Below are 25,101 nucleotides of genomic sequence, written 5' to 3'. Positions count from 1 at the left end.
AGGCCATCCCTCTCCGGATGACCTTTGTTTTAATTCCTTTAAATATTGTGCTTTTACACGTACATGGCCAACAACAAATTATAGATCATCGTCGCTGCTTCCGCTCGGGTCGTTTCACTTCCTGCACGAACCGTATGGTCCGTATATCCACTCACAATTTTGGCCTGAACGGCTGTATTCAGTGCATCTTGTGCCCAAGATGGCGTCTGCGATGCATCGGTGAAGCTTGGTTTAACGGATGTATTACCAGACATTCCGGCTTGTGCATCTGCACTTAATTTCAATGCATTCGCCATCATCACAGCCATCTCGGCACGAGTGATCGTCTGATTAGGCTTGAACGTATTGTCTCCATAGCCCTTCACGATTCCAGCTTGCATGGCTGCGGCAATACCGCTCTTCGCCCAGTCTGGCAGACTACCTTGATCTGCAAATGTCAGATCCGTTTGCACTGAATTCAATGCCAGCGCCTTACTGAGCAACGTAACAAACTCTGCCCGTGTAATCTTCTTCGATGGTTGGAACGTACCATCTGTGTAACCTTGAATCACGTTCATGCCCAACAAACGATCTGCGTAGTCGGAAGCCCAGTGTCCATTCAGGTCAGACAGATTCACCGGTGTGTAACTGGACACAACGAATGTACCCAGATGATTAACATTGGCCGTTATGCTTCCTGCTGCATTCATCTTACCACCGATAAATACCCAGCTCTGACGAGCTTCATTATAGTAGTAGATTGCAGGTTGGGTGCCGTTAGGCAGATCTGCCGAATCCACATTCAGGCTCAATACCGCCTGATCATTCAACGTTCTTCCGCCACTGCGGCTGATCTGTACAGCTTGTCCAAGTACATTCAAGGAAGCTGTATTCTGCAACTTGTCCTTGGCAACCACAGACACTTGAAGCGTATCCTTGGAACCAATGGCTCCCGATGGAGCGTTGAATTGCACGATGTCTTTCAGACCCGTTTGTACTGGCTGATTCGCTTCAACCTCTACCTTCACTTCAGTAGTTGAATCTGATCCCGTATCCGGGTTGGTTGGTGTGGTTGGAACGGTAGGCGTTGTTGGCACGCTAGGTGTGCTTCCACCAGAATTCCCACCAGAGTTGCCTCCATTATCTCCACCTGAACCCCCGCCACCATTGCCTGATCGGGCTTGTACGGTAACCGTACGTATGACTTCCTGTGCAGCATTGCCGGCAATATCTTTTACGTTATAACGAAGGGTGTAGATCCCCGCCGCTTGTGTGTTCACACTGCCGTCAACCTGCACGGTACCACGGATGCCCACATTATCGGTAGCCTGTGCTCCAGGCTCGTTATACTTATCTCCCACAGTTAATGTCATCTGGCTGCTGCCTTGCAGGGTGATGACAGGAATTTCACGGTCTATTTTTACGACAAGAGGTAAAGTATACGTTTGTTCCAGATCGTCTGTCGCTCTGAATAACAGCTTATGCTCTCCAGGCTCGGTTACCTCCAAAGGTGCATTCTCAGAATACGGCTCGTACGTCTGGCCTTCATCAAGAGACAGCTCGATGGTCGCCGAAGTGGCTGGCGCGTATACTGCGCTGGTTACACTAACCGTTACGGACTGATTCGTCCATGTATCCGTATGATACGGCTGGCCGTCAGCAGTGGTCATGTTGCCTTTTAACACCAATACCTGATTATTCGTTCCTTCCACAATGACAGTGAACGTTCTGGTATCCGTTTCGCTGCCACGTTGTACCGTTGCCGTCAATTCCAGTCGCTCATTATTCTCAGGCTGTGTAAGAAGTTTCCCCTGTGCATCCATCAATTCCGGGTTGGAGCTGGACCAGCTAATCGTGGCTCCATGTTTCCCTTCCATAGGAAGGGTAAGGTCGGAAGTGACCGCGTTCAGATTACCCAGATCAATTGCTTGAAGCGTATCTGTTACCGCCTGTACATCACTGTAAGGTGTGGCACTCACGAAGATCGGATTGGAGTAGAACCACAGATCGCCATAGTTTTTGTCATTGATCTCATTGAAGCGAGTCGTTGCATCAGCTGTTGTAATTTTCGGATCAAGCTGTGGTTCACCATTTACGGTTTCACCTGTAACGTTCATACCCAGATTCGTACCGCGCAGACGGAAATACTTATCCTGGTCTGTGGCTTTGATCTTGTACGTGATGACATTGTAGCCTTCGGCGTCTGTCGTCCAATCGTTGGACGTAAAGGTTGCCAGCACTTTGGTAGAGTCGTTGGTGTCTTTGTTATATGCGGCTGTGCCCTTCTGGGCCTTGCCCGTCACATCTCCCACGATGAGATCCACATGATCTACCTCTGGAACTTGCTCAGCGGACGTGCCGCTGTTGATAGGTTTTTCATAATTGTTACTTGTGGTTGGACTCTTGAAACGGATTTTCAGTTCCACTTCGTCACCTTGGGTCACACCCAGGTCTCCGCCCATTTCAGCCTGATTACCCGCACCGGAAGCTGTGAAGTCCAGTGCGTTGATCAGATCACCGAATACGGAAAATGATTTCCCCGAACGCAGTCCTTCCAGCACGGCTTGCATCCCTGTACCATCAACCCAAGAATAGGTCTTGGCATATTCGCCCGGAAAATAACCGCTGGAATTGGTGCCAATCGTCTTGAAATGGTAATCCGAATTACCATAGTTCCAGAAGTGACGCCCTTCTCCCAACAATGCATCCCACAGACCGCCCACCTTGGCGACCATATAATCCACACCACCGTATGTACGGTATTTGTATCCATCATCTGCGGTCGGATTGGCTACGTTGTAGCTTGTGTTATACCCGCCACGATCCGGTTCCATCTGGTTGCCCAGCATACCTTCGATACCAAAAACAACTTGTGGAGCCAGATCGTTGAACTCCCGGAAGTCCGCGATGGTATATTTGTTTTTGCCTCGTGAAGGGTGATTGATCATTGCATAACTCGTCGTTGGATACTTGGTTGCCAGCCAATTGATAGCAGCTAGTGCATCCTGATGAGTTGTATAGGCACGTCCACCGGTCTGATCCCAATTCGCTACGTCAGCCGCATCGAATAAACTTGCATCCCGATTGGTAAAACGATACTCAAATTCATTCGCAGCTTCCAGCGCTTCGGTCGAATTCGGCTCATCCGTGAGAATCCCTACACCAACGTGTTCATGTGTCGGCATGTCCCATTCGAAACCGGAGAAAATCGTTTTGCCTGCGTATTTGCCTGCTTCCTGAAGGGCCTTGATCTGTGGCACCTGATATTCGTTCATCCCTTTGGACATCGGAATCGATCCGCCTGGAATGTCTACACCGTTGTGATCCCGCTTGGATAACCGCAAATGATCCGTAAGCGCGATCCAGTCCAGACCATACTTCGTCAGTCCCGCGTCAAGTACATTTTCCAGCGAATTCTGCGCATCATCCGACTCAAACGTATGTACGTGCAGATCGCCCGTTTGCCATGAACCTGTTGCCGAGCTGTTGACCGGCGTGTTATCTCCCGCATCTGCATAGGATACAGCCGCAGGAAAAGCACCCATGACCATTCCTGTAGCCAAGGGTATAAGCGTAAGCATAGCGAGCATTTTCTTTCCTTTATTGTTGAACAAAATCATCCCACCACCGTTCTGAGTTGTTGTGTCGGGAGTAAATATAAGAAACTTTGAGGGCAGGGTCAACGCAATGAAAGCGCCTATTAAAAATTTGACATATCCCTGCATTGCTTTACATTTCGTTAACGATTTCTTTTGCTATGTCTATGAAGATCATGCTCTGTCTTCCTCCATATTGAGGTGCTGAAATGTACTAGAGAGAGGTTGCAAGAGGGTGGGATAAAATTCAGATTTTGTTCACCATTCAGGAAAGTTCCACCACAGCTAGTGGAGCATTAGGAAGAGAATTAGCAGATCAGAGGTGCTGAAGAGGTATAAATGAAGGTCTTTGTAAACATCTGAGGACGGAACATTTGCCGAATATAGAAAAAAGAACCCACGAATGCACAGGCGCAATGCGCCCTGAATCCGTAGGTGCTCTGGGTTTGTTAGGATTTTGATGTAGCTTTTACATGTTTACTTTTGTGAAGGGGAAGTTAACGGGTTGTGAAATGACATCTCTCCCTAACCATTAAACCCATTAAACCGCCGAAGCATAGTGGTGAAACGTTCCAGTTCCTCATCATTCCATCTCGATATGCGTTCATAAAAAGCTGACTCCTTCTCCTTGAGCGCACCCACCGTCGATTGTTGACCAAGCTCCGTCAAAGACAACAAAACGCCGCGTCGATCTTCGAGGTCCGGCTCCTTGCTTACATACCCTGCCTTCTCAAGTTGTTTAATCAAACGGCTCACCGAACTGCGGTCCATTGCCGTCGCTTCTGCCAAAGCTGCTGCGCTTGTAGGACCGTAAGAATACAACCACCGCACCAAATGAAAAGCGGCCGGCTGCATAGTCGCATCAAAACGCTCGGCAGATCGGACATAAAGCGCATGCGAAGCACTAATTAGCGCATGGATCTGCTCACCAAGTGCAAGTTCCAGAGTTTCTCTATCTTTGGTTTTAACCGGGTTTTCACTCATTATTGTTTTTTCCCTCTCCTCGATACATCAAAGTAGGCTTATGAATATATAGTTGACAAATATCAATTAAATTATATAGTTGATTTATGTCCATTATATAGTTCGATCCTATTCGTGTCAAAAGGAGACCTCGTTATGAAAACAACACAACCCATTATTGTAATTACCGGAGCAACAAGTGGACTGGGGCAGCTTGCCGCCATTGAACTTGCCAAACATGGTGCACATCTTGTACTCACAGCCAGAAGCGAAGAACGCGCCGAGACTACCAGAAACAAAATCAGGGAAATTGAGCCATCCGCCAAGATCAACTTTTTCTTTGGAGATTTGTCCTTACTGAGCGATGTCAAACGTATGGGGCTTGAAATTGCAGCTGCTTATCCGCGTATCAATGTTCTTTTGAATAATGCGGGTCTTCATGCTTTTGAACAGAGGGTCACTTCCGAAGGGTTTGCCGAGATGATCGCCGTGAACTATTTGGCACCTTGGCTGCTAACGCACACGTTGCATACGTCTCTGGTTCAGGCAGGCCACGCCCGAGTCGTCAATGTTGCCTCTGAAGCCTCGCAGAATCACGGCAAACTGGTGCTGCCCGATGATTTGACGGATACCGATCCCTTTACTGCACGCGGCTCCTCTGTCATCTATGGCAAAACCAAACTGCTCAATATTATGTTTACTGGCGAACTTGCCCGTCAATGGGAAGGAACAGGAATCCGAGTGAATGCTTTGAATCCAGGCTTTAATGTTACGGGTCTTGGTCGGGAGTTGTGGTTTGCGAGTTTGCTTGAGCGCATTTTAACCTTTTTACACATCGGCGACCCACGGCGGGGTGCGGACATTATGACCCGGTTGGCTGTGGAGCCGAATTTCGGAGAAGTTACGGGAGGGTATTTCAATGTTGGAAGGGGGGCATCCATCACTCCTGTGTATCCGGGTGGAGATACTGGAATGCAAAACAAGCTGTGGAAGGTTACGACACAATTACTGGAGCAATACGGTCTGTTGAACTAATGGAAAATAGAAAAAGCCTTTCAGATCATATCTGAAAGACTTCCACCTCTTGCCGATTCACAATTAACCAAATCGACCACTAATATAATCCTGCGTACGTGAATCGACGGGCTCGGCGAACATATCTTGGGTCGCAGAGTATTCTACGACCTCTCCATTCAGGAAAAACACCGTCTGCTGGGAGACCCGAGCTGCTTGCTGCATGTTATGCGTAACCATCACGATGGTATATCGTTCCTTCAACTCATGAGCCAACTCCTCGATCTTGAAGGTCGAGACGGGATCAAGCGATGCCGTAGCCTCATCCATCAGCAGAATGTCCGGCTCCACTGCCAGTGCCCGTGCGATGCAGAGGCGCTGCTGTTGTCCTCCGGATAGACTTAACGCGGAACGCTTCAGGTTATCCTTTACTTCATCCCACAGGACGGCAGAACGCAGGCTCTGTTCAACGATCTCATCCAGCTTCTTTTTGCCATGAATGCCATGTTGTCGTGGGCCAAAGGCTATATTATCGTAGATGGATTTCGGAAAAGGATTCGGCTGCTGAAAAACCATACCGATCTTCTTGCGAATGGTCTCCACATGCACCTCGCCGCTGTAGATGTCCGTCCCGCCTACGGCCACTTTACCTTCGATACGTGTTCCCGGTATCCGGTCATTCATGCGGTTGAGGGTCCGCAGCAGCGTCGATTTGCCACAACCGGACGGTCCGATGAAAGCGGTAATGGCCCGTTCCGGAATTTCAATGGAAACATCCTTTAGCGCCTGAAACTGACCGTAATATAAATTCAATTGGTTGATCTCAATGATTGACCGCACAATAGTTCCTCCCGGTGTTGAAATTGATCTTGTTACTGGATCCGCCTGACCCATCAGGCTTGATTTTTGCGTGCATTCAGCCAAATTGGCACACGGAACAGAATATTAATGAGCAAGGCCACAAAGATCAGTACAGCCGTTGTCTTTTGCGCAATTTCCTCGGCATCCGGAACAATTGCTTCGGATTGGATGTACCACAGATGTACAGCAAGGGTTCCTCCTGGCGATAGCAAATTGAAGTCCCACATTTCCCCGGATGTAGATACCCCTGCGGTCAGAATAATGACGGCACTCTCTCCGAATGCGCGACCTGCCGTGAGGCAAATACCTGTCATGATCCCGTTTATAGCCACCGGCAGCAATACATTACGGATCGTCTGCAAATGGGTAGAGCCAAGGGCAAAGGACGCATTACGAAGTTCAACCGGAACCGCCCGAACCGATTCCTCGGTTACCCTGGTAAGCACAGGCAGATTCAGAAAGGCAAGGCTGACGGCGGCGCCCAGAATCGTAAGACCAATTTCGAAGAACTCCACAAACAGGGCAATACCAAACAAACCAAAGATGATGGATGGAACAGAAGACAGTCCCTCCACGCAAATCCGCACGATCTCCATAAGTTTGTTGTTTGGGGCAAATTCCGCCAGGTAAATCCCGGCTGCCATGCCGATGGGAATCGAGATCAGGAGGGATAGAATCAGCACATAGAACGAGTTGAACAGCGCCGGCCCAATCCCTCCTCCTTCTTCAATCTCGCTTGGAACACCATATAGAAAGTCCCAGCTCAGCAAAGGCAGCCCTTTTTCCAGAAGAAGAAATAACAGTCCAACAATGAATAAAATGACGACAATCCCTACACCCCATACCATGCCCGTAAAAATCCGGTCCATCAGCGTGGATGCACCTCTGCGTTTGCCGAACGAATAGGCGGGGACAGCGTTCGCCTGTTTCTTCATACTCATGAGTAGCGCCCCCCTTTCTTCTGAAGCATTCTTACGGCTACAATCATCAAGATGGAAATGGCAAGCAGGATAAAGCCCATCATATACAGCCCGTGATTCCAGGTGGAATCGAATTCGACGCTTGAGATTTGCATGACGATATTACTTGTCAGCACCGCTGTTGGTGTAAACAGACTGTTAGCGAGTTGCGCCGTATTGCCGATGACCATCACCACCGCCATCGTTTCTCCAATGGCACGAGTCATCCCGAGAATGACGGCGTACATGATTCCGCCTCTTGCAGCAGGCAAGACCACACGAGTTATGGTTTGGAATCGGTTCGTACCAAGCGCATAAGCTGCATCCCGGTATTTGTTCGGTACAGCAGATATGGCATCATCACTGATCCGGCTAATGGTAGGCAGCACCATAATCGTCAGAACGATGGACGCTGCGAGCAAACCGTCCGCCAGATCATGTCCACTGATATCCCTGAGCCAGGGGATGAGAATCGTCAGTCCCAAGAAACCGTATACCACAGAAGGAATACCCACCAACAGATCCAATACGGGTCGCAGAATATGGCGAAGCCATTTTGGCGTCATTTCCGCGAGAAATACGGCAATGATGACGGAGATTGGAATGGCAAACAGCATCGTGAGCCCCGTCAGTGCCAGCGTTCCCAGAATAAAGGTCAGCGCACCGTAATGCTCATTTTCCGGGTCCCAGTTGGTAGAGAAAAAGAATTCGCTGAGCGAAACATCCGCAAAGGTCAGAACGCCCGTACGAAGCATAAGGACCAGAATGCATAACAGAACCAGACAAACGAACAATGTACTGCCAATACAGACCATGCGAAACAGTTTATTGGACCATCTTAAACGCGCCTTACGGTCAAATCGGGTTCCCGATCCGGGAGCCTTGCCGATGCTTGAACCAAGCTCACTCGGAGCAGGGCTGTTCGTGGATGGATTTAAATCGATCATGAAGGGCTCTTCCTTTCACATAGAGAAGCCAGCTTGGCGACCATGCGCAGAAGCTGGCTATCCCTTTCCTTATGAAATGCGAGAATGATAAACGTTCGCAGCTTTCGTTATTTAACGGCAGCAAGCGGGATGAATTTCAGTTTTTTCAGGGAACCGTTCTGGAACTTGCTGCTTTGGATATACTCGATGAACGCTTTGGTTGCTCCCGTAGGCTGACCTTTGGTCATGTAATATCCAATGCCCCATACTTTGTATGTTTTGTTCAGGACGTTTTTCTCTGTTGGTGCCACGCCATTGATGGATACAGCCTTCATTTTGCTAGTCACGTACGGAAGGTCAATATAACCAATTGCATTTGGTGTTGTTTCAATGGTTGTTTTCATATCACCGCTGGAGCCAACCTCTTTGTAGTTGTCCCCTTTGCTCATGAAATCCTTGCCATCCAGAGCTTTTTGTTGGAAGTTAACCCGTGTACCGGAACCAAATTTACGGTTAACCACAACGATGTTGGCATCCGATCCGCCGACTTCCTTCCAGTTGGTCACTTTGCCGGAGAAGATGTCCTGCAGTTGTTTTGTTGTCAGATTACTTACACCCACATTGGTATTCACAACAGCCGTGAACACTGTTACAGCTACCGGATTGGCTACCAAGCCATCAAATTTCTTGAAGCCAGGTACATCTTTGGATGCATCCCAGTCTACAGCGCCAATGTCCGCGATCCCTTTACGAACGGATTGAGGACCTGTGATGGAACCTGCTGCGGAAGCCGAGATTTTAACTTTTGGATTATCTTTTTTGAATTCGCTGGCAGCTTGAAGTGTCAGCGGAAGCAATGCGGAGGAACCGTTAATGACAATTTTACCTTTCTCTGTGCTCTTGGCAGCTGATGCTGTCGTTGCGCCACCCAGTCCACCAATCAGAGATACAGCCATAAGCATTGCTGTGAAGGGTTTGATCCATTTTTTCATGTTAATTAAACTCCTCTCGAATTAAAAAGCTTGTGATCATATTTGATATATAACATTACTTCGTAACGGCTCTCCAGCTTCCGCCAGCTTGTACCAGGACTCGGCCGTTCTCAACCACAGAGATTTGTGTTCCGGCAACCGCGATGGATGATACATCGGAAGATACGGTGTACAGCTTGGTTTGTTTTCCAGTTACCGGGTCGATCGAAAGGATCACGCTGTTGCTGTCATCCTGGGCCGCAAGTACATACAAGATGCCACCCGATAGAATAGCTTGTTCTACATCGTACTCGGAATACACCGGCGTAGACTTTTGAGATGAATCCACAGACAGCAATGATGCTTTACCGTCTTCGGAAGGTACACTTACGTAGTAGGCTTTTTGTCCGTCAGCAGACCATACAAATACTTTGTCGTCAGTTGATGTTGTGAGCTTCACAGCCTCTGGTTTTGAATTTCCTGTGTTATACGAAAATATTTGCTGTTGATTGGATGAGAAGTCAATGGAGACATTGTCTTCATCCACATTGGTTGTATCCGAAGTTACGGTACCAAGGGTGGTTACGGTATAGATGAATTTCTTGCCGTCAGCAGAAACATTCAGGTTTTCCTTATAGTCCACCTTGTCTTCGACCACTTTCGTAATCGCGCCATCCGCCAGATTCAGCTTGGCAATCACGGACCCTTTATCCCCTTGCAGGAAGTAGATTGCATTCCCGTCAGCAGACCATACCAACTCAGGCTTGATGCTGTTGTCACTCGTGATCAGTTTGGAAGCCTTGGTCTTCAGATCAATAACATAAACCGCTCCTTCGGCATTCGTATACGCCGCTTGATCACCACTCGGCGAAATAACGAGATCCGATCCACCGTCTGTCGTTAACAACAATTCATATTTGCCGCTTGTTGTATTGACGAGATAATCGTTTCTGCCATTGTTATCGCTTTTGGAGACAATCAGCTTATCTGCTCCGGCAAAACGAGGATTCTCGACTTCATCGATCAAGGATACCGTACTGATCTCAAGCAGTCCGTTTCGCTTGACAATCGTACCGCCAACGCCCGACACCAGTGGACGAAGAGCGATGTAACTGGTACCACCGATGATAGTAACGGGTTGATTCAGATTCACTTTGACGTCATCTACCACGATTTGTTTGCTATTGTTTTGGAGCGTCACGCTGTGATCATTCAGCTTGATCACCGTCGTTCCGCTATGTACTTCGGCTTGTGCGCCGATGGCTTTGATCACATCACGAAGTGACACGAGTGTCTCGCCATTTTTAACGATGGAACGAACGACGACGCTGTTACCGTTTATTGTAAGCGTGGAATTTTGCACCTGAGCTGCATTAGCCGCAGGTTTCACTGCAGGAGCAGCCGATACTGCACTAACCACAGAAGTACCTAACACTGTTGCTACCATGGACACCACTAACACCTTTTTCATCGACATTGGCTCTTGTCACCCTTCTCTATTCCATTTAATTTTGCCTTGTTTTGTCATGCCCTGCTGTCTGGTATTCTGCATGTATCGTCTTTATGAGAGCTTGTCCGGCTCATCCCCCCAAACTTCCACGTTCATCGTAAAAATGACCTATCACCATTGTAATTATAGGAGAGATTTGTAAACGGGAAATCCTGGAATTGTTAACGAATTGTCAATGTTTTCATAAATACAAAAAAAGAGTCGATGGATTATGATCCATGACTCGTTTTTTGTGAGTTAAAATGCGGCTCCAGTATCAGAACATGTCGATTCTTCAGACCTCTATCTGTTCATATAATTGTCTCGTGACAAGGGAGGGCTGAATGTTAAGCTCGGTCAATCTTTCTTTGAGATTGCGATAGATCCGCAGCACATGATCGTGTTTACCCATATACAAGTATGCCTGCATGGCACGACGATAGGCTTCTTCTTCATAGGGCGATTGACTGATTGCACGTTCTGCTGCCTCTGCTGCTTTTCTGCCGTTATGGGAATCCAGATATTTCTCGGAAAGCTTCAGTTTAAGCTCCAGTGAAAATTGCTCAAGCCGATGACTCAGCTCCACGATCCATGGATAATCCTCCTGAGGTAACAGTTCATCCTGATACAAATGTAAGGTTTGCTCGATGAGAGATATCGGCATATCTGCTTCTTGCTCCACCCTGAACGAAATGTCCAGGAAATCATATACGTCTGCTCTGATCCGTTCTTTATCCAAGATATAGTGCTCACTTTTATATCTCAACAAATGTTCAATACCCATGTTCCGCAAATTTTTCCGTAACAGGCTCACACAGGTGTGCAAATAAATTTTGGCTTTCTCATAAGGTTCATCAGGCCATAACTTTTCGATAATGCGATCCCGGTGAACTGCACTTGTCGCAGGGTTATTCAGCAGCAAATAAGCAAAAAGCTCCTTCTCTTTGGCTGTTCGCCACATCATCGTCTTTCCATTGGTGATTGCAACACGGAATGTTCCAAGTAATTGGACAAACAACTTGTCCGTATTATCCGTGTTGACGACAACGGGCTCCGTGGGTCTGTTCTTCTCCTTCGTCAATCGCTCAATGGTCCGTGACAAGCGCTCCATCTCGATCGGTTTGAGCAGGTAATCCAGTGCTTCATGTTCAAAAGCGGCCACAGCATACTGATCATAGGCAGTCGTGAACACGATCAAGGCATCCGGTTCCACCTCGTGTATGTTCGCCGCCAACTCCAATCCGCTCATTCCTGGCATCTCAATATCCAGAAACCAGATGTCCGGGTGAATGTTCCGAAGTGCAGCAAGCGCATCGAAGCCATTAGCCGCACGCCCTGCGACATGTACTTTACCTGTTCGAGCAAGGAACATTTCCAGCATATTCAAAGCATGCGGCTCATCATCCACCAAATACGCTTGCATCACTACAGGTTCCCCCTTCATTTATTGGTATGGAAATTCAAACGTTATCTTCGTCCCGTGACCTTGTTCACTCTGGATCACAGGTGCTTGTCCATTCAGATGTTTCAGTCGCCTCTGGACATTTTGCAAGCCAATTCCCTGTTCGGTATGGCTTCTGTCCAGAATACTTGCGGCTTGCTCAGGAGACATGCCAACTCCATCATCCTCAACCACCACTTGAACCCGATTTTCATATTTTTGAATGTATAGCCGAACCGTTCCTCCATCAATCTTCTTCGACACCCCATGCCGGATAGCATTCTCCACCAGCGGTTCGATGAGGAGTGGCATCACTTTACAGGAATACAGTGATCTGTCCACATCCAATTTAACCTGAAGACGTGAACCGAAGCGCTCCTGCTCGATCTCCACATAGGCCTGAATCAGCTCCATCTCCTTGCTGAGCGGAATCAGTTCCTCCGAGTTATCCAGATGAAAAAGAATTCGCAAATAACGACTGAAGCTGCCTAACAGCTCTCCCGCTCTAGGCCCGTCTGTGAAGCATAATGACATAATCGTTCCCAAAGCATTATACAGAAAATGCGGTTTGATCTGTGAACGAAGAAATGCCATTTCGTTGTTCGCTGCTTCCTTCACCAGCCGTTTCATGCCGAGCAAGGTATGTACTCGGACCAGAATCTCACCCGCATCCAGCGGGCGTGTAATAAAATCGTTACCTCCTGCCTTAATGCATGCCTCAATATCCGCGGGTGTACTGCGCATGTTGATAAACAAAACCGGCAGATCCACCTGGCTGAATTCCAGTCGAATCTGTTTACACACCTCATAACCGGTAACCGCAGGCAGCATCGCATCCACGATGACGAGATCGGGCAGCTTGCCGCTTGCAAGCAGCGATTGCACCTCCATGTCGGAGTCCGCAAAGCTCACCTGAAAACCTTCTGTAGAAAGTAATGTATTCAGGTGCTCCATGTCCACAAGATCGGTTGTTGCAATCAATATGGCTGCTGAAGCGTTGCCGGACGGCAATCCCGATAAATCCTCTCCGAGCTTCTCCTGAGATACTGCAGTCTCTATGACGTTCTCCATGCCAGCAACTTCTGCGGATGGAAGCTCGATCTGAATTGATTCTGCTGCATCGTTGACGCTAAGCTGTCCCCCCATCATGCTGACAAGCTCTGCTGCAACAGACAAGCCTGCTGAACCGTTATACATACTCTCTAAATCAGGGCGTTCTTCTGTCCCCAATGGGGTAATCTGTTCCGTATGTGCTTCGAAACGAAGCATAATCCGCACTCGCTCTTGATGCCGCTCACACTCGAATACCAGCTCCCTGTGACTATGCTGACCAATCATATGATAGACAAGGTTGTACAGCACTTGCAGCAGACGACTCTCGTCTGCCATAACATAGCGGGCCTCAGGCTCCAGCCTGCGTACCATAACGATTCCTTTTCCCGTAGCCAGAAACCCGAGCACCTCCGTGACCAACGAAAGACAGGATACCAGATCAACAGTGCCCACCCCAATCTTCATATTGCCGTCTCTAAATCGGGACATATCAATCAGATCATTCACCAGATTGGACATCCGGTATGACGTATTGCGTATGAGTTGAAGCTTGCTTCGAATTTCGGTCTCATTCGTGCGTCTCAACGATGTTCCTAGAAGAGAACGGGATAAATGAATGATGCTGTGAAGCGGCGAGTTCAGCTCATGCGATGTAAGCAGCAAAAATTCATCCTTTACCTTGTCCGATAATTGGAGCTGCTGCGTAAGCCGCTGCATCGCATCATAAGCTCTAACATATTGATAGATCAGGAGCACGGCAAATACACTCAAAATAACTAATGTTGTACAATTCAGTAGAATCTGACTCACCGGATACCACGTTACGAGGATGCCAAGAACGTAGTTTACAAGCATAAGCCAGATACATGTGATAAGCAGTTGTAACTGGGCACGACTCTTGCTCTCATATTTTTTCATAACATAGTGATGTAGAATGACAGCAAAGGCTACAGCATAAGACAACAGGTTAACGCTATACATGCCTTCCTGAATGGACGAATACACTCGAAATGGGGATATCAGGATCAGGACGACGTATAGAGCAAGCAGAACACTTGGCAGCTGAAGCCACCTTCTGATCGTTTGCCCCAGTCCAGGAGCAAGTTTCCATGTAATCATGCTAACAACGACGGAGACACCATATACCGCTGCATATTTCATTTTGAAGGCGAACTCAAAGGGAATTCCCGGCGCAAGCTGTAATAACAGACGCTCTCCATTCGTCACCACAATGACGGCAAAACCCAAGAAAAATAGAGCGTAAAGCAACTGAATCCGATCACGATGCAGACGAAGATAGAGATAGAAAAACAGCAATCCAAAGATAACTACAATCCCCATGATGAACAGCTCCAGTCCAGACTGAATCATCGTTCTTTTTTCAATCTGACTGGCATACCCCAGTTCAATCGAGTTGTAGATGCCACCGCTGCGAAAATCAAAATTAGCTACCTGTAATACAATTTCGAGCTCTGCTTGTTCCGTATGAAAATAAATCGTATATGGCTCATTGCGTGGTTTATAAGATCCCGCAGATGTGCCGGGAAGCCCTGATCGACTCATCAGCTGCCCATCCAGATACATCGCATCCGCGAATCGAACATACCGTTTGGCAATTGCCAGCTGCTCCCCTTGAGGCACATTCCGCACAATCAGGCGATAGGTCCCGTACCCCTTCCCGCTCATTGGATAGCCTTGATTGATCACAGCCTCATCCCAGTTACCAGGCACTTGCATCATGATGGGCTTGATATGCGTTAGATGGATCTGCTGTGGTGAGAGCAGCTGCTCAGGATAGAATTCCCATTCTCCATCCAGCGGAATAATGGTATGGCTGGTCCATGAGAAGTCTGCCAGCTCCAGAGTCCCCTGCTTGGCAACAGGCGTCTCTCGTCCACCCCCGATCTGCAACACAACCACGAGTGCGAGCAGCATTGTCATTAATCCAACCCCTAACAAAAACCGATCCGTTCTGATGACAGTCATCTCTCCTTCTTCCGTAGCAGCTACCTCTCAATATAGCGTTATTTTCGCACTCACGCTTGACGCTGTCCATCCTTTTTCAAGGCTGCGATATAACGATGAAAAAAAGGCATCCGCAGATGCCTCCTGGATTTTCATCTGATCATGCTCGTCCCTAGCTCAGGATAGGAACAGGCATGATCAGCATTCAACATTTTAATTCTGGGATGCAGCCTGGATTGCACCATAAGCCCAATGACCAACAGATACATCCTTCCATTTGGATGTACTGGACAGATCAGGTTCGATATGAACCAGACGATTCAGCAATGTAACGGCCTCTGCTCGTGTCACAGCATCGTTCGGACGGAATGCCCCGTCTTGGGACACACTCATGATACCTGCTGCCAATACACGCTGAACGGCTTCACGTGCCCATTGCTGTGTAAGATCAGCAGCTTCGTTGGACACAGCCGTTGTTGCTGTAGTTGCTTCTGCATCTACATCCGCAGCTGATTCCTGAGTTTTCAAAATTCGCTCAATAATGACAGCCATCTCGGCTCGTGTAATGGAACGCCCTGGCATGAAATCCCCGGCAGCATTGCCACGCATGTAACCTGCCGCAGTAGCCTTTGTAATCGCTTCGCGTGCCCATTCAGCAACCGGCATGTCCCGATATGATGTATTGAGCGCAGCCTCGTCGCTGCCAGACGGCAGTATCCGAGACAATAAGGCAGCCATTTCAGCACGCTGAACGGCTTGATTCGGTCTGAACGTGCCATCCGCATAACCTTGAATGTAGGCTGATGTATTGCTGCCACTCATGAGCACAATGGAAAATGTGCTGAACTTGGTGACTTCAAACTCAATTCCCGGTTGATCTGTTCCATTAAACTTAACGATTTTCCCCTTAACGAGCTCCTTCGTTCCATCGCTATGTTCAATAAATACTTGCAGCTTGTCCAGTTCCTTCTGCGTCAGGTTCATATCTCTGATGGGCAGCACAACCGTCACTGGACGACTGCTCATGTTCGTCTCAATCGTCATTGGACGACCTACCAAGCGGAAATCAGCGGTATTGGTTGACTGTTTGACGATTAATGGATCTTTGTGGATACGTTGCTCCACCACTTCACGTCCTGCTGCATCCTTGATCGGCACAAGGTGGAAGTATACTTCCGAGTCCAGTCCCTGTAAAGTATTCGGCGAAAGTTGCAGGGATGCGTTATCCGTTTCAATATACAGATTCATCTTCTCGTCTGCCATCAGTGAAGTAGACTTGGCAGGCAGCTTCACGTTCAGCTCGGATACCTCGTCCTTCTCATCCGGAATCAGGATTCGGGCAATATTCGAACCGGCCTTCTTCAGGCTTGCAATTGCACGAGAAGTCTGCTCAGCCGTCAGATTTACCTCGTCTTTTTTGCGTCCATCTGCCCCGGTTGTTCTTTCAATCGTTGTTGCCGAGACAACGGCAGTTGCATTCCGCTCATTGGTCACATTTACGGTAATCTTCTCGGAAGTGCTTGCAGGCGTGGATGGTGTTGACGAACCACCGGATGAACTTCCTGAACCGGACGAACCCGGATTGGATGGCGTTGTTGGCGTTGTTGGCTCACCAACGACCTTGATATCGCCTGATACTGCCTGTTTCATCATTTCAATCCCATCGGTATCCGTCACGGTGAAGTTTTCGAGTAGCGTCTCGTTGACGAACTGCACCGGATACACACCTGCGACAGCACTGGAGGTGATCTTGAATTCAATATTGAACAACGTTTGGTAGTTCTCGGATGCTGGAATAGGACTCAGTCCTCCATTTTCATCACTCCAGCCCACGATAAGCGATCCTGTCTCATTATTCGCATGATGTCGTATTCCCGGACTGCCTGTAACATCAGTCACCTGCAAAGCTGCAGGGTTGAACTTCAGACGTACCCCATAAGAGCCAATCGGTTGAGAAAGCACCGCCGTATCAACCGTTAGCGTTACCTGGTCACCTGCTTTTCCTTCTTCTGATCCGATATAGACAACACCATACCCAACCGGCTTCTCATCGGCCAGCACAGTAACTTGCCCATTTTCCCCAGTCACCTGAAACGGATCATATTCCACTACCAATGCGCCCGTATGCAAAGTTACTGAACTTGGACCCGTAGTCCCATTCTCCTTGATTTTGAAATGAAGGGAATATAATGCCGCAGATTCCTGAATGAAATTTTGTGTCGTCATGATCACTGAAATATAACCTGGAGCAGACGTATCTTCAGTCAGGCTGACCCCCTGATAATTTTCATAGGCTTGGCGGTTTACAACCTCGTCCCCTTCAACGAGTTCAAGCACAGCCGAATCATAGGCAAAGGACAATTCAGAGTGATAAAAAGAAAATTCTGAGCCTTTTGAATCATAGGATACAGGTACTTCGACGATGTCTCCTGGTTTGCCAGATACTTCTCCAATATGAATAACAGGATCTACACTGGCGTGTGCCTGAGGAAGCCACGAAAAGATCATGGAGACCATAAGCAGCGCAGCCAGAATAGCCTTCATGGATTGTTTCGATTTTGCTGAAAATAAATGTCCCTTATGGTTTGGCAAGATAGTCACTCCCTTCTTAATTTTATGAATTAATCCCCAAGAAAACGCCCATAATCAGGGCTGAATCTTGGGCATCCAGTACACCATCATCATTCATGTCCAATGCTTCAATCTGACCAGGTGTTAACTTGATTAAACCTTTGATATATTTATTCACCAATAAGGCATCTGCAGGTGTAATCACACCGTCTCCATTCGCATCACCTTTAATTCGCAGCATGATCGTTACATCCGCTCTATCCGAAAACACAACTCCATTCTTGGCCTGCCAGCCAAACGTTGTCTTGATCCCTGTAAAAGCTGAACCAGGAGCAAAGGCCAATGTGTTCAACTCTGCGACAGGAATTACCTGATCCTTCACGACATCAACGCCGTTCAACTGCAATTTGCCGCTGTCAGGCAGAGATGAAATGCGAATGTCCGTCATAGACCGGTTCTCTGGGTCGGCATAGTTACTGGTGAAATCCGTGGATGTAAAGGATACCGGAAGCCCTTTGATAACTGTTTTGGAAAATGCGCCCGCAGCCGGCTTAGGGGTATCATCCTGGCTAAGACCCAGAATACGAGCAGAAGTTCCGTCTGCACTGAATACAACAATCCGGTCTCTCGCTGTATCAGCCATATACAAGTCACCTTCTGGTTCAAAAGCAATCTGATTACTGAGATCAATCGGATATGCCTCGTTTCCAGTTACCCAAGTGCTCAGAACAGGAGTGTTAGGATATTCGAAGCCTTCATAGCCCGTTTGCATGATCTGATTCTCGCTCACAACGTATAAACGTTTGTTTACTAAATCCAGTGTCAGATCTGCAAGCTTGTCTGTTGAATTCTGTATACTAACCAAAGGGTAGATAAAGACTCCATTAGCATAGGAATACCAAGCATTTTGTCCAGCCTCGTTCGTACCGGAGATTACACTGGAATACTCTTTTAAATTCAACGTGCTTCCACCTCCTGAGTTGTCCAGGTTAGTATAAGAAAATTTAGTATTTTTCTGTATTGCATTATTCACCAAATTGTTCTCGCTATAGGTAACACCTATAGCCTCTTTGTTGTATTGTTTAAATCTGATGACATTTCGGATATACCTTTGATCCGCGCCTTGACCAAATCTCATCCAATCTTTATTGTTTAAGTCGATAGATGGTGCGTTTACTGTACCATCCGGGTTAAAAATATGGATTTGTAAGGATGCACCCGACTCGGCTGCATAGATTAGTCCATCCTTCCCCATCGTGACCGCCGTTACTTGGTTGACCTCCATGGTCGACAGCACTTCACCTTCCGCTGTAGCTCGAATAACCCGATTGTTGCCGCTGTCTGCGATCAGCATCTCGCTTTTCCCATCATCCGTCTTATACAACTCGATATCTGTAGGTTGGCTTAATGAAATGGGTGTTGATGCGGCCAATGCCGATGAAGATGAAAAACCCACGCTTGTGAGTAATGTAATGACAAGAGCAAGCACAGTCCATCGTATAAACTTCACTCTTGCACCCCTTCCAATGTATAGACTCAAATGTTCTCCTCCTTAACCTTTCTGATGACGTTCTGTTTCAATATACTAAGCAGCTCTTAACAATCACTGAACACCTTAGAACCAATAGAATAAGGAGGGGATTTTTTTCTCATAAAAAAACGATGGGGCTGTCTCAAAAAGGAATTGCTGCTCCCTCCAAGCACTAACGAACCTACCGCATCTTAAAAGGCGGATCATCAACGGTTGCAAGATTTAACGAACCTCACTCACGCTATTTCGTCATAAAACGGTGTCAAAACCTAAAAATCGACCGAATCGACGAAATAAGGTCTCTGTGATTCGTTAGATCTCAGCTCCGGGCAAATGGGAGCGAATAGCGTGTCTCAGGTTCATTCGAACAAAATAACGCTAACAAGGGATGCCCCTTGTCATATTCATGACGTATGGGACATCCCCTAGTTAGCGTTAATGATTTATTCATAAAAATTAGATATTCCATTGCAACTGATGGATTGCTTCGTTCTACCGAATAAAAAGTTTCATCAACACATTAAAAATCGGATTCACAATATAACCTGTCGGATGGATCGAATACCTCTTACCCGAGTTTAGACGACTGATCTTTTCCATTTCCTCAGCCGACAGCTTAAAATCAAAGATTTCACTATTCTCTCTGATCCGCTTTGGATTGGATGATTTGGGAATCAGGATAACGCCCCGTTCCAGATGCCATCGCAAAATCACTTGAGCCACCGTCTTATGGTGATGATCAGCGATTTCCTTCAATATCGGATGATGCAATAATACTTTATTGCCCTGCCCCAGTGGACCCCACGCCTCATGCAAAATCTGATGTTGATCCATATAGGCACGTAGTTCGTTCTGCGGAAATTCCGGGTGCGTCTCGATCTGGTTGATCATCGGCAAGATTTTCGCATGCTTCCTTAATTCTTCCAGATGCTCAATCTCAAAGTTCGCGACCCCGATGACTCTGATCTTGCCCTCCTCATATAATTCCTCCATGGCTTTCCACGTTTCGATATACTTGGGCGAAGCAAAATGGATTAAATACATATCGAGGTAATCGACACTCAGCTTGTTTATCGTTTTCTGGAAAGCTTTCTGGGTCGCTTCATAGCCATGATCCGTATTCCAGACTTTCGACGTGATGAAAAATTGCTCGCGCGGAATTGGACTATGCCGGATCTCTGCTCCCAGCGCTTTCTCATTCCCATAGATTCGGGCAGTATCAAAATGTCGGTATCCGACCTGAATGGCCTCGCGAGTCGCTATTGTAAATTCTGCTTCTTTCGTTATTTTGTAAACCCCAAAACCCAGTTGGGGAATAGAAACTCCGTTTCTGGCTTCAACCACTTTAGTATGCAAATTCATTTTGACTGCTCCTCTCAAAAAAACGAAATATACTAAATATATATTATATCTAGTTAAATCCCAAAAAAGGGGTTAACCCTTCTTCTCTTCATGGAACAGATCGGTTAACCGTATGTCTTTTAAATAATTCTGCATGGCGATCTCCGCGCCTTCAAGATGATGAACGACTTTTTGTTTCACGTCATCCACGTCTTGTCCCTGGAGTGTTACATCGGTATGAACTTTAAACAAGTCTTTGCCGGGTTCAACCGCCAGGAATACATCCAACATCGTGATTTCCGATAAAGGCTGAGCAAGCAATATGCCGCCCTTGGCACCTTCTTTGGCCATTGTCAGTTTGGCGTTATTCAGGTTGCGAATGACTTTTACCGTCGTAGGAACCGGAATATTTAGCTGCTCCGATATCAACTTGGTGGACAAATAATTCGAACAGTTCTCCTCGGATAGAGCGTGAATATAGAGCAGAATCGAGATTCCCTGTGATAAGGCTGTAGAGTATGCCATGGTCTTCATCCTAACTATTTCTTTTCTGAACATACTATATATCTTTTATATTTAGTTAGCAACTATCATTCTATTCCCACTCTATCCTTGATTTCATGGCTACATATTTACTGGGAGTGATACCTTACACATGTATTCCTCCCAACTGCCTTCTCACTGATCCTTTTTATATATTGGCAAACACTTTATCGAAGCCTGCTTTGGACTTGGCAAACAATTCAATTGAATCAAGGGTTGGCGTTGGCGCCAGCACCTCTTGAGATACAACGCCCGTGTAACCAATCGCCTTCAGGTTCTTCAAGAAACCTTGCAGATCGATTACTCCTTCGCCAGGGTATAACCGCTCATGATCCAGCAATTCTTCTATGGGCAGATCATAAGCATCATTGATATGAACATGGACAATCTGTTCCTTCTTAAGATCCAACACCTCTTCAATCTTTAATCCATTTGTATGCCAATGATAGGAATCCACCAATAAACCTACATTAGGAGCATGGATGGTTTCGATCCAGTCAAGCGTATCCTCCACACTCCAAATAAATGGATTCTTCCATTGAGTGCGCAGATGATGGCAACCCACAAACTCCAGGCCCAGCCTTATTCCATAGGCGTCCAGAATATCTGCACACAATCTCAATCGTTTGGTAGCTGCCGCCATAAATGATGCTGCTGGCTGATCTGTGGAAGGTAAAATATAGGTGCAACAGCTGTAACAGTTCAACGAAGCGGAGGCTTCTGCCATTTGAACCAGCGATTGAAGTCCTTCACGAAATTGTTCATCTGTGGTTCTCCAGTCCACGGTCAGATCGGATGAACCGATGATCACCTGATTGCTTTTGAGCAGATGTTTGGCCTGTTCTTTGCCAACCTCTTCAATCAATGAGAGCGGATTCAAATCTACAGACTGAAATCCGTATTTTGCAGCATTCGTAATATATTGTTCATTGGACTCGATGTTCCCTAAGCCTGCTCTTGTTAACCCTCTAATCATCCCAATCTCCTCCTAGGACCAGTCAAATAGTACACCGTTATACTGGTCTTTATTCAATCTCAGTCCCTCATATGCTTCTTGCGCTTGTTCCGGCTTCATCACATGGCTGATCAATGGTTCGATATGCAGCTTGTTCTTTAACATCAGTTCAAATACAATGTTCGAATTTCTCACCAGGGAATGCTTCACGAATTCGTTCGGCTCAACCGGGAAGCGCCATTCATGTGCCCCCTTAAACGTAATGCAGCCTCGTCCATACAGGTGGCAGTAGTTCAATATATCGGTGACATCCGTGTTATATTCGCCTCGTGGACTACCCAGGAAAATAATCTCTCCCAGCTTCCCGATCCACTCCAGACTTTGAACACCAACACTGGGTACACCCGTCGCCTCAATATGGGTGGATACACCTGCTCCATTCGTTATGGCAAGTATCTTTTCTTTTACTTTATCTTCTCCGCCATGAAGCGTATAGTCAACCCCACATGTCTGGACAGTTCGGATTCGTTCTGGTGACAGGTCCACGCCAATCACAGTTGCACCTTGAAGGCGTGCCAATTGGGCCGCCAAATTCCCTACCAATCCAAGCCCCGTCACGCCAACAACGTCCCCAAGTTCAATATTGGATACACGAACGGAGGTGAATGCCACCGTTGCCATACGGGTGAAGGGAACCCACTTCAAATCCAAATGCTCAGGTACCTTGATGAAAACATGATCTGTGGATACCACTTGATATTCAGCATGTTGACCATAATGGAATACAGCGTCCCCGGGCTGAACATGGTGTACACCCTGTCCCACCTCGATCACTTCACTTACACTTGCATACCCCGGACATACGGGAAGCTTGGCCCACTCCTCTTTTCCCGATAACATGGCCAGCTCCGTCCCCGGACTGATGAGGGAATAGATCAATTTAACCAATACTTCCTTCTCACCTAGGGCTGGCAAAATAAAATCCTCTTCTACCGTTTCCACTTGCAGCGGACGAGCAAACATGATCTTTCTATTCTTCATCACCTTCACTCCTTTCTTATCTTTTTAACTACAATATAAGACTTTTCATTCGCATTGTCTTTGATTGCAAAACCGATTTTTTATCTAAAACAACGATTTCATATCCTTTGCAAGTGAATCCAGCATAAACGTAAAAAGACTCGCAAGATCCAATGATCTGTGAGCCTCAAATTCAATCCTATTCAGTCGTAGTCTGATACAATGCGGCACACTCATTAGAAGACAGGATACTTCAAGGATATCCAGCCGTAATAGAAATCGGATCGGGCGCATGGTTCCTCTTTTGCTAATTTCACAGCTATACATAACGACAATCCAATCAGGGTAAAAAGAAACGCCCGCCAAGCCGGACAGACGTTTCCCTGTCTTCTTTATTTCAGGTTTATTTTTGATTTGCAGCTTTCCATTCGTCGTACTGCTTTTGCGCTTCTGCAATCACTTTATCCAGACCTGCCGCTTTCAACTTCTCGATTGCTTTCGGCAGATGCTCATCCGGGTCAACAGCCCCCGTCATGATGGATGGGTAGAATTCCTTCACGATGGCGGAGATGGAAGCCACTTCGGTCTTCACCGGGTCAGGATTGAAGTTGAAGCCAAAGCTCGGAGCAACCTTCGCGGAATTGTTGAATTCCTTGAACGCTTCCCACTTATCTGCTGGATCTTCCTTGTGCATGTAGGTCAGGAACAGGTTACCCAGTGCAAAGCCAGGCATTTGGAATCCGTCCTTCATTGCTGGCAGATCCTCAATAACATTATCCGAAATCTTTTTGTAATGTGTACCTTCAATACCGTAGTTGATCAGGTTACGCAGATATGGATCGGTATTGAGCAAGTTCAGGAACATCATGGCCCGTTCCGGGTTCTTGGAGTTCGCCGAGATTGCATGCATAGCGCCTGTTGCCGAACCAGTGAAAATAACCGGATCCTGCATCGGTGTAGTCACGATATCATAGCCCGCACTTCTGGACCATCCCAGTTCGGCGTACGGCTGCGTCTGTTCACGGTCAACAAACCATTTGCCTGTTTTGATGTTGTCGATGCCTTCCAGTGTTGCTACATCCTTGCGCAGATAACCAGCCTGATAGTATTTACGGATGGTTTTTAACGAGCTTTTCAGCTCTTCGGATTCCAGCACATTAACGTATTTACCGGTGTCACCATTCATGTTGATACCCACCGGGAATTCGTCACCGAGCAGGAAGTCGAACGCCAGATAAGGCTTAAAGCCCTTCGGAACAGCCAGCGGAGTAATGTCGGCTGGTTCATTGTCCTTAATTTGCTTCAGGTAAGGCTCCAGATCCTCTAATGTGCGAATCTTGGTGATGTCCATGTTGTATTTATCAACGTACTGCTTGTTGAAGCGCCATACCCATTGCGAAGCCAACTCTTTGTTCACTGGCACAGCATAGTTTTGGCCATCGATCTGCGATCCTGTGAGGAATCGTGGATCAAGCTGCTCTTTAATGCCCTGACCATACTTATCCAACAAATCATTGATTGGCAGGAATGCTCCTCTGGTGGCATTTGGCAGATAGTCATAAGCCCAGGAAGAGGTGAAAGCGATATCATAATTTTCGCCCGAAGCGGTAATGACTGGCATACGTTTGGAATAATCACCCCAGTCAATCATCGTGATGTCGACGGTTGTATTTATTTTCTCCATTAAGTATTTGTTCATTTCTTCCTGCACCATTGGCAGATCGCGCTGTGGACCACCAATCAGATATACCTTGAGCTTTACCGTGTCCTTATCGCTGGATTCTCCCCCAGATGCCGCATTCCCGCTTGTATCATTGGTATTACTGCCGCCGCAGCCTGCTAGAACAGTAGAAAAAGCAAGCAGTAATGTAACCATGAGCAGAGCGATTTTTCTTGTCTTCATGTGTATCCCCCTTATCAATG

General features: G+C 47.1%; 17 protein-coding genes. 1 reads left to right on the top strand and 16 read right to left on the bottom strand.

The window, feature by feature from the left end; translation table 11 throughout:
- Positions 1 to 53: 53 nt before the first annotated feature.
- Both BMW94_RS08040 and BMW94_RS08035 read right to left on the bottom strand, forming a co-directional pair.
- Positions 54 to 3,593 carry an S-layer homology domain-containing protein gene (locus BMW94_RS08040; protein ID WP_090996745.1) on the bottom strand — a complete coding sequence of 1,180 codons (3,540 nt, stop codon included), beginning with the start codon at positions 3,591 to 3,593 and terminating at the stop codon, positions 54 to 56.
- A 507-nt stretch (positions 3,594 to 4,100) separates the two neighbouring features.
- The gene (locus BMW94_RS08035; protein ID WP_090996743.1) at positions 4,101 to 4,559 is read right to left on the bottom strand and encodes a MarR family winged helix-turn-helix transcriptional regulator; all 459 of its coding nucleotides are present in this window, start codon (positions 4,557 to 4,559) and stop codon (positions 4,101 to 4,103) included.
- A 135-nt stretch (positions 4,560 to 4,694) separates the two neighbouring features.
- Here BMW94_RS08035 and BMW94_RS08030 point away from each other — a divergent pair, with 135 nt between their 5' ends.
- A complete protein-coding gene (locus tag BMW94_RS08030; protein WP_090996740.1) occupies positions 4,695 to 5,573 on the top strand; it encodes an SDR family NAD(P)-dependent oxidoreductase in 879 nt (292 codons plus the stop codon).
- A 63-nt stretch (positions 5,574 to 5,636) separates the two neighbouring features.
- Here the strand turns inward: BMW94_RS08030 and pstB are convergent, their stop codons facing one another.
- The 14 genes from pstB to BMW94_RS07960 form a co-directional block, all read right to left on the bottom strand.
- Positions 5,637 to 6,392 carry a phosphate ABC transporter ATP-binding protein PstB gene (gene pstB / locus BMW94_RS08025; protein ID WP_175480623.1) on the bottom strand — a complete coding sequence of 252 codons (756 nt, stop codon included), beginning with the start codon at positions 6,390 to 6,392 and terminating at the stop codon, positions 5,637 to 5,639.
- 53 nt (positions 6,393 to 6,445) lie between these two features.
- Entirely contained in the window at positions 6,446 to 7,354 is a 909-nt protein-coding gene (pstA, locus tag BMW94_RS08020) for a phosphate ABC transporter permease PstA (RefSeq protein ID WP_064635983.1), read from the bottom strand.
- Positions 7,351 to 8,319 carry a phosphate ABC transporter permease subunit PstC gene (gene pstC, locus BMW94_RS08015; RefSeq protein WP_063565319.1) on the bottom strand — a complete coding sequence of 323 codons (969 nt, stop codon included), beginning with the start codon at positions 8,317 to 8,319 and terminating at the stop codon, positions 7,351 to 7,353. The genes pstA and pstC overlap by 4 nt, the downstream gene beginning before the upstream one ends.
- Before the next feature lie 107 nt (positions 8,320 to 8,426).
- Complete coding sequence (locus BMW94_RS08010) at positions 8,427 to 9,290, bottom strand: phosphate ABC transporter substrate-binding protein (protein WP_063565318.1); 864 nt, start codon at positions 9,288 to 9,290, stop codon at positions 8,427 to 8,429.
- A gap of 55 nt (positions 9,291 to 9,345) precedes the next feature.
- Positions 9,346 to 10,740 carry a stalk domain-containing protein gene (locus BMW94_RS08005; protein WP_254790167.1) on the bottom strand — a complete coding sequence of 465 codons (1,395 nt, stop codon included), beginning with the start codon at positions 10,738 to 10,740 and terminating at the stop codon, positions 9,346 to 9,348.
- A gap of 313 nt (positions 10,741 to 11,053) precedes the next feature.
- On the bottom strand, positions 11,054 to 12,181 hold the full coding sequence (locus BMW94_RS08000; protein ID WP_254790185.1) for a response regulator: 1,128 nt from the start codon (positions 12,179 to 12,181) through the stop codon (positions 11,054 to 11,056).
- A gap of 21 nt (positions 12,182 to 12,202) precedes the next feature.
- On the bottom strand, positions 12,203 to 15,238 hold the full coding sequence (locus tag BMW94_RS07995; RefSeq protein WP_090996734.1) for a histidine kinase: 3,036 nt from the start codon (positions 15,236 to 15,238) through the stop codon (positions 12,203 to 12,205).
- 192 nt (positions 15,239 to 15,430) lie between these two features.
- Complete coding sequence (locus BMW94_RS07990) at positions 15,431 to 17,809, bottom strand: S-layer homology domain-containing protein (RefSeq protein WP_090996731.1); 2,379 nt, start codon at positions 17,807 to 17,809, stop codon at positions 15,431 to 15,433.
- 22 nt (positions 17,810 to 17,831) lie between these two features.
- The gene (locus BMW94_RS07985; RefSeq protein ID WP_090996729.1) at positions 17,832 to 19,328 is read right to left on the bottom strand and encodes a dockerin type I domain-containing protein; all 1,497 of its coding nucleotides are present in this window, start codon (positions 19,326 to 19,328) and stop codon (positions 17,832 to 17,834) included.
- A gap of 483 nt (positions 19,329 to 19,811) precedes the next feature.
- The gene (locus BMW94_RS07980) at positions 19,812 to 20,681 is read right to left on the bottom strand and encodes an aldo/keto reductase (protein WP_090996725.1); all 870 of its coding nucleotides are present in this window, start codon (positions 20,679 to 20,681) and stop codon (positions 19,812 to 19,814) included.
- Between the two features lie 72 nt (positions 20,682 to 20,753).
- On the bottom strand, positions 20,754 to 21,185 hold the full coding sequence (locus BMW94_RS07975; protein ID WP_167434680.1) for an RrF2 family transcriptional regulator: 432 nt from the start codon (positions 21,183 to 21,185) through the stop codon (positions 20,754 to 20,756).
- Between the two features lie 166 nt (positions 21,186 to 21,351).
- Positions 21,352 to 22,179 (bottom strand): sugar phosphate isomerase/epimerase family protein, encoded by an 828-nt coding sequence (locus BMW94_RS07970; protein ID WP_090996720.1) that lies wholly within the window; start codon positions 22,177 to 22,179, stop codon positions 21,352 to 21,354.
- Positions 22,180 to 22,191: 12 nt separating this feature from the next.
- Positions 22,192 to 23,199: a zinc-dependent alcohol dehydrogenase gene (locus BMW94_RS07965; protein ID WP_090996717.1), complete on the bottom strand. Its 1,008-nt coding sequence runs from the start codon at positions 23,197 to 23,199 to the stop codon at positions 22,192 to 22,194.
- A 382-nt stretch (positions 23,200 to 23,581) separates the two neighbouring features.
- A complete protein-coding gene (locus tag BMW94_RS07960; protein WP_090996714.1) occupies positions 23,582 to 25,081 on the bottom strand; it encodes an ABC transporter substrate-binding protein in 1,500 nt (499 codons plus the stop codon).
- Positions 25,082 to 25,101: the final 20 nt, after the last annotated feature.

The organism is Paenibacillus sp. OK003, assembly GCF_900109515.1.
Classification (GTDB): Bacteria; Bacillota; Bacilli; order Paenibacillales; family Paenibacillaceae; genus Paenibacillus; species Paenibacillus marchantiae.
The sequence above is the reverse complement of the archived record's forward strand: the minus strand, read 5'-3'. Positions and strand labels throughout refer to the sequence as shown.

What these genes read in the sequence shown, in the direction of transcription:
- BMW94_RS08035 (WP_090996743.1), bottom strand. Translation starts at nt 4,559, where the DNA reads ATGAGTGAAAACCCGGTTAAAACCAAAGATAGAGAAACTCTGGAACTT.
- BMW94_RS08030 (WP_090996740.1), top strand. Translation starts at nt 4,695, where the DNA reads ATGAAAACAACACAACCCATTATTGTAATTACCGGAGCAACAAGTGGA.
- pstA (WP_064635983.1), bottom strand. Translation starts at nt 7,354, where the DNA reads ATGAGTATGAAGAAACAGGCGAACGCTGTCCCCGCCTATTCGTTCGGC.
- pstC (WP_063565319.1), bottom strand. Translation starts at nt 8,319, where the DNA reads ATGATCGATTTAAATCCATCCACGAACAGCCCTGCTCCGAGTGAGCTT.
- BMW94_RS08010 (WP_063565318.1), bottom strand. Translation starts at nt 9,290, where the DNA reads ATGAAAAAATGGATCAAACCCTTCACAGCAATGCTTATGGCTGTATCT.
- BMW94_RS08005 (WP_254790167.1), bottom strand. Translation starts at nt 10,740, where the DNA reads ATGAAAAAGGTGTTAGTGGTGTCCATGGTAGCAACAGTGTTAGGTACT.
- BMW94_RS08000 (WP_254790185.1), bottom strand. Translation starts at nt 12,181, where the DNA reads ATGCAAGCGTATTTGGTGGATGATGAGCCGCATGCTTTGAATATGCTG.
- BMW94_RS07995 (WP_090996734.1), bottom strand. Translation starts at nt 15,238, where the DNA reads ATGACTGTCATCAGAACGGATCGGTTTTTGTTAGGGGTTGGATTAATG.
- BMW94_RS07980 (WP_090996725.1), bottom strand. Translation starts at nt 20,681, where the DNA reads ATGAATTTGCATACTAAAGTGGTTGAAGCCAGAAACGGAGTTTCTATT.
- BMW94_RS07975 (WP_167434680.1), bottom strand. Translation starts at nt 21,185, where the DNA reads ATGGCATACTCTACAGCCTTATCACAGGGAATCTCGATTCTGCTCTAT.
- BMW94_RS07970 (WP_090996720.1), bottom strand. Translation starts at nt 22,179, where the DNA reads ATGATTAGAGGGTTAACAAGAGCAGGCTTAGGGAACATCGAGTCCAAT.
- BMW94_RS07965 (WP_090996717.1), bottom strand. Translation starts at nt 23,199, where the DNA reads ATGAAGAATAGAAAGATCATGTTTGCTCGTCCGCTGCAAGTGGAAACG.
- BMW94_RS07960 (WP_090996714.1), bottom strand. Translation starts at nt 25,081, where the DNA reads ATGAAGACAAGAAAAATCGCTCTGCTCATGGTTACATTACTGCTTGCT.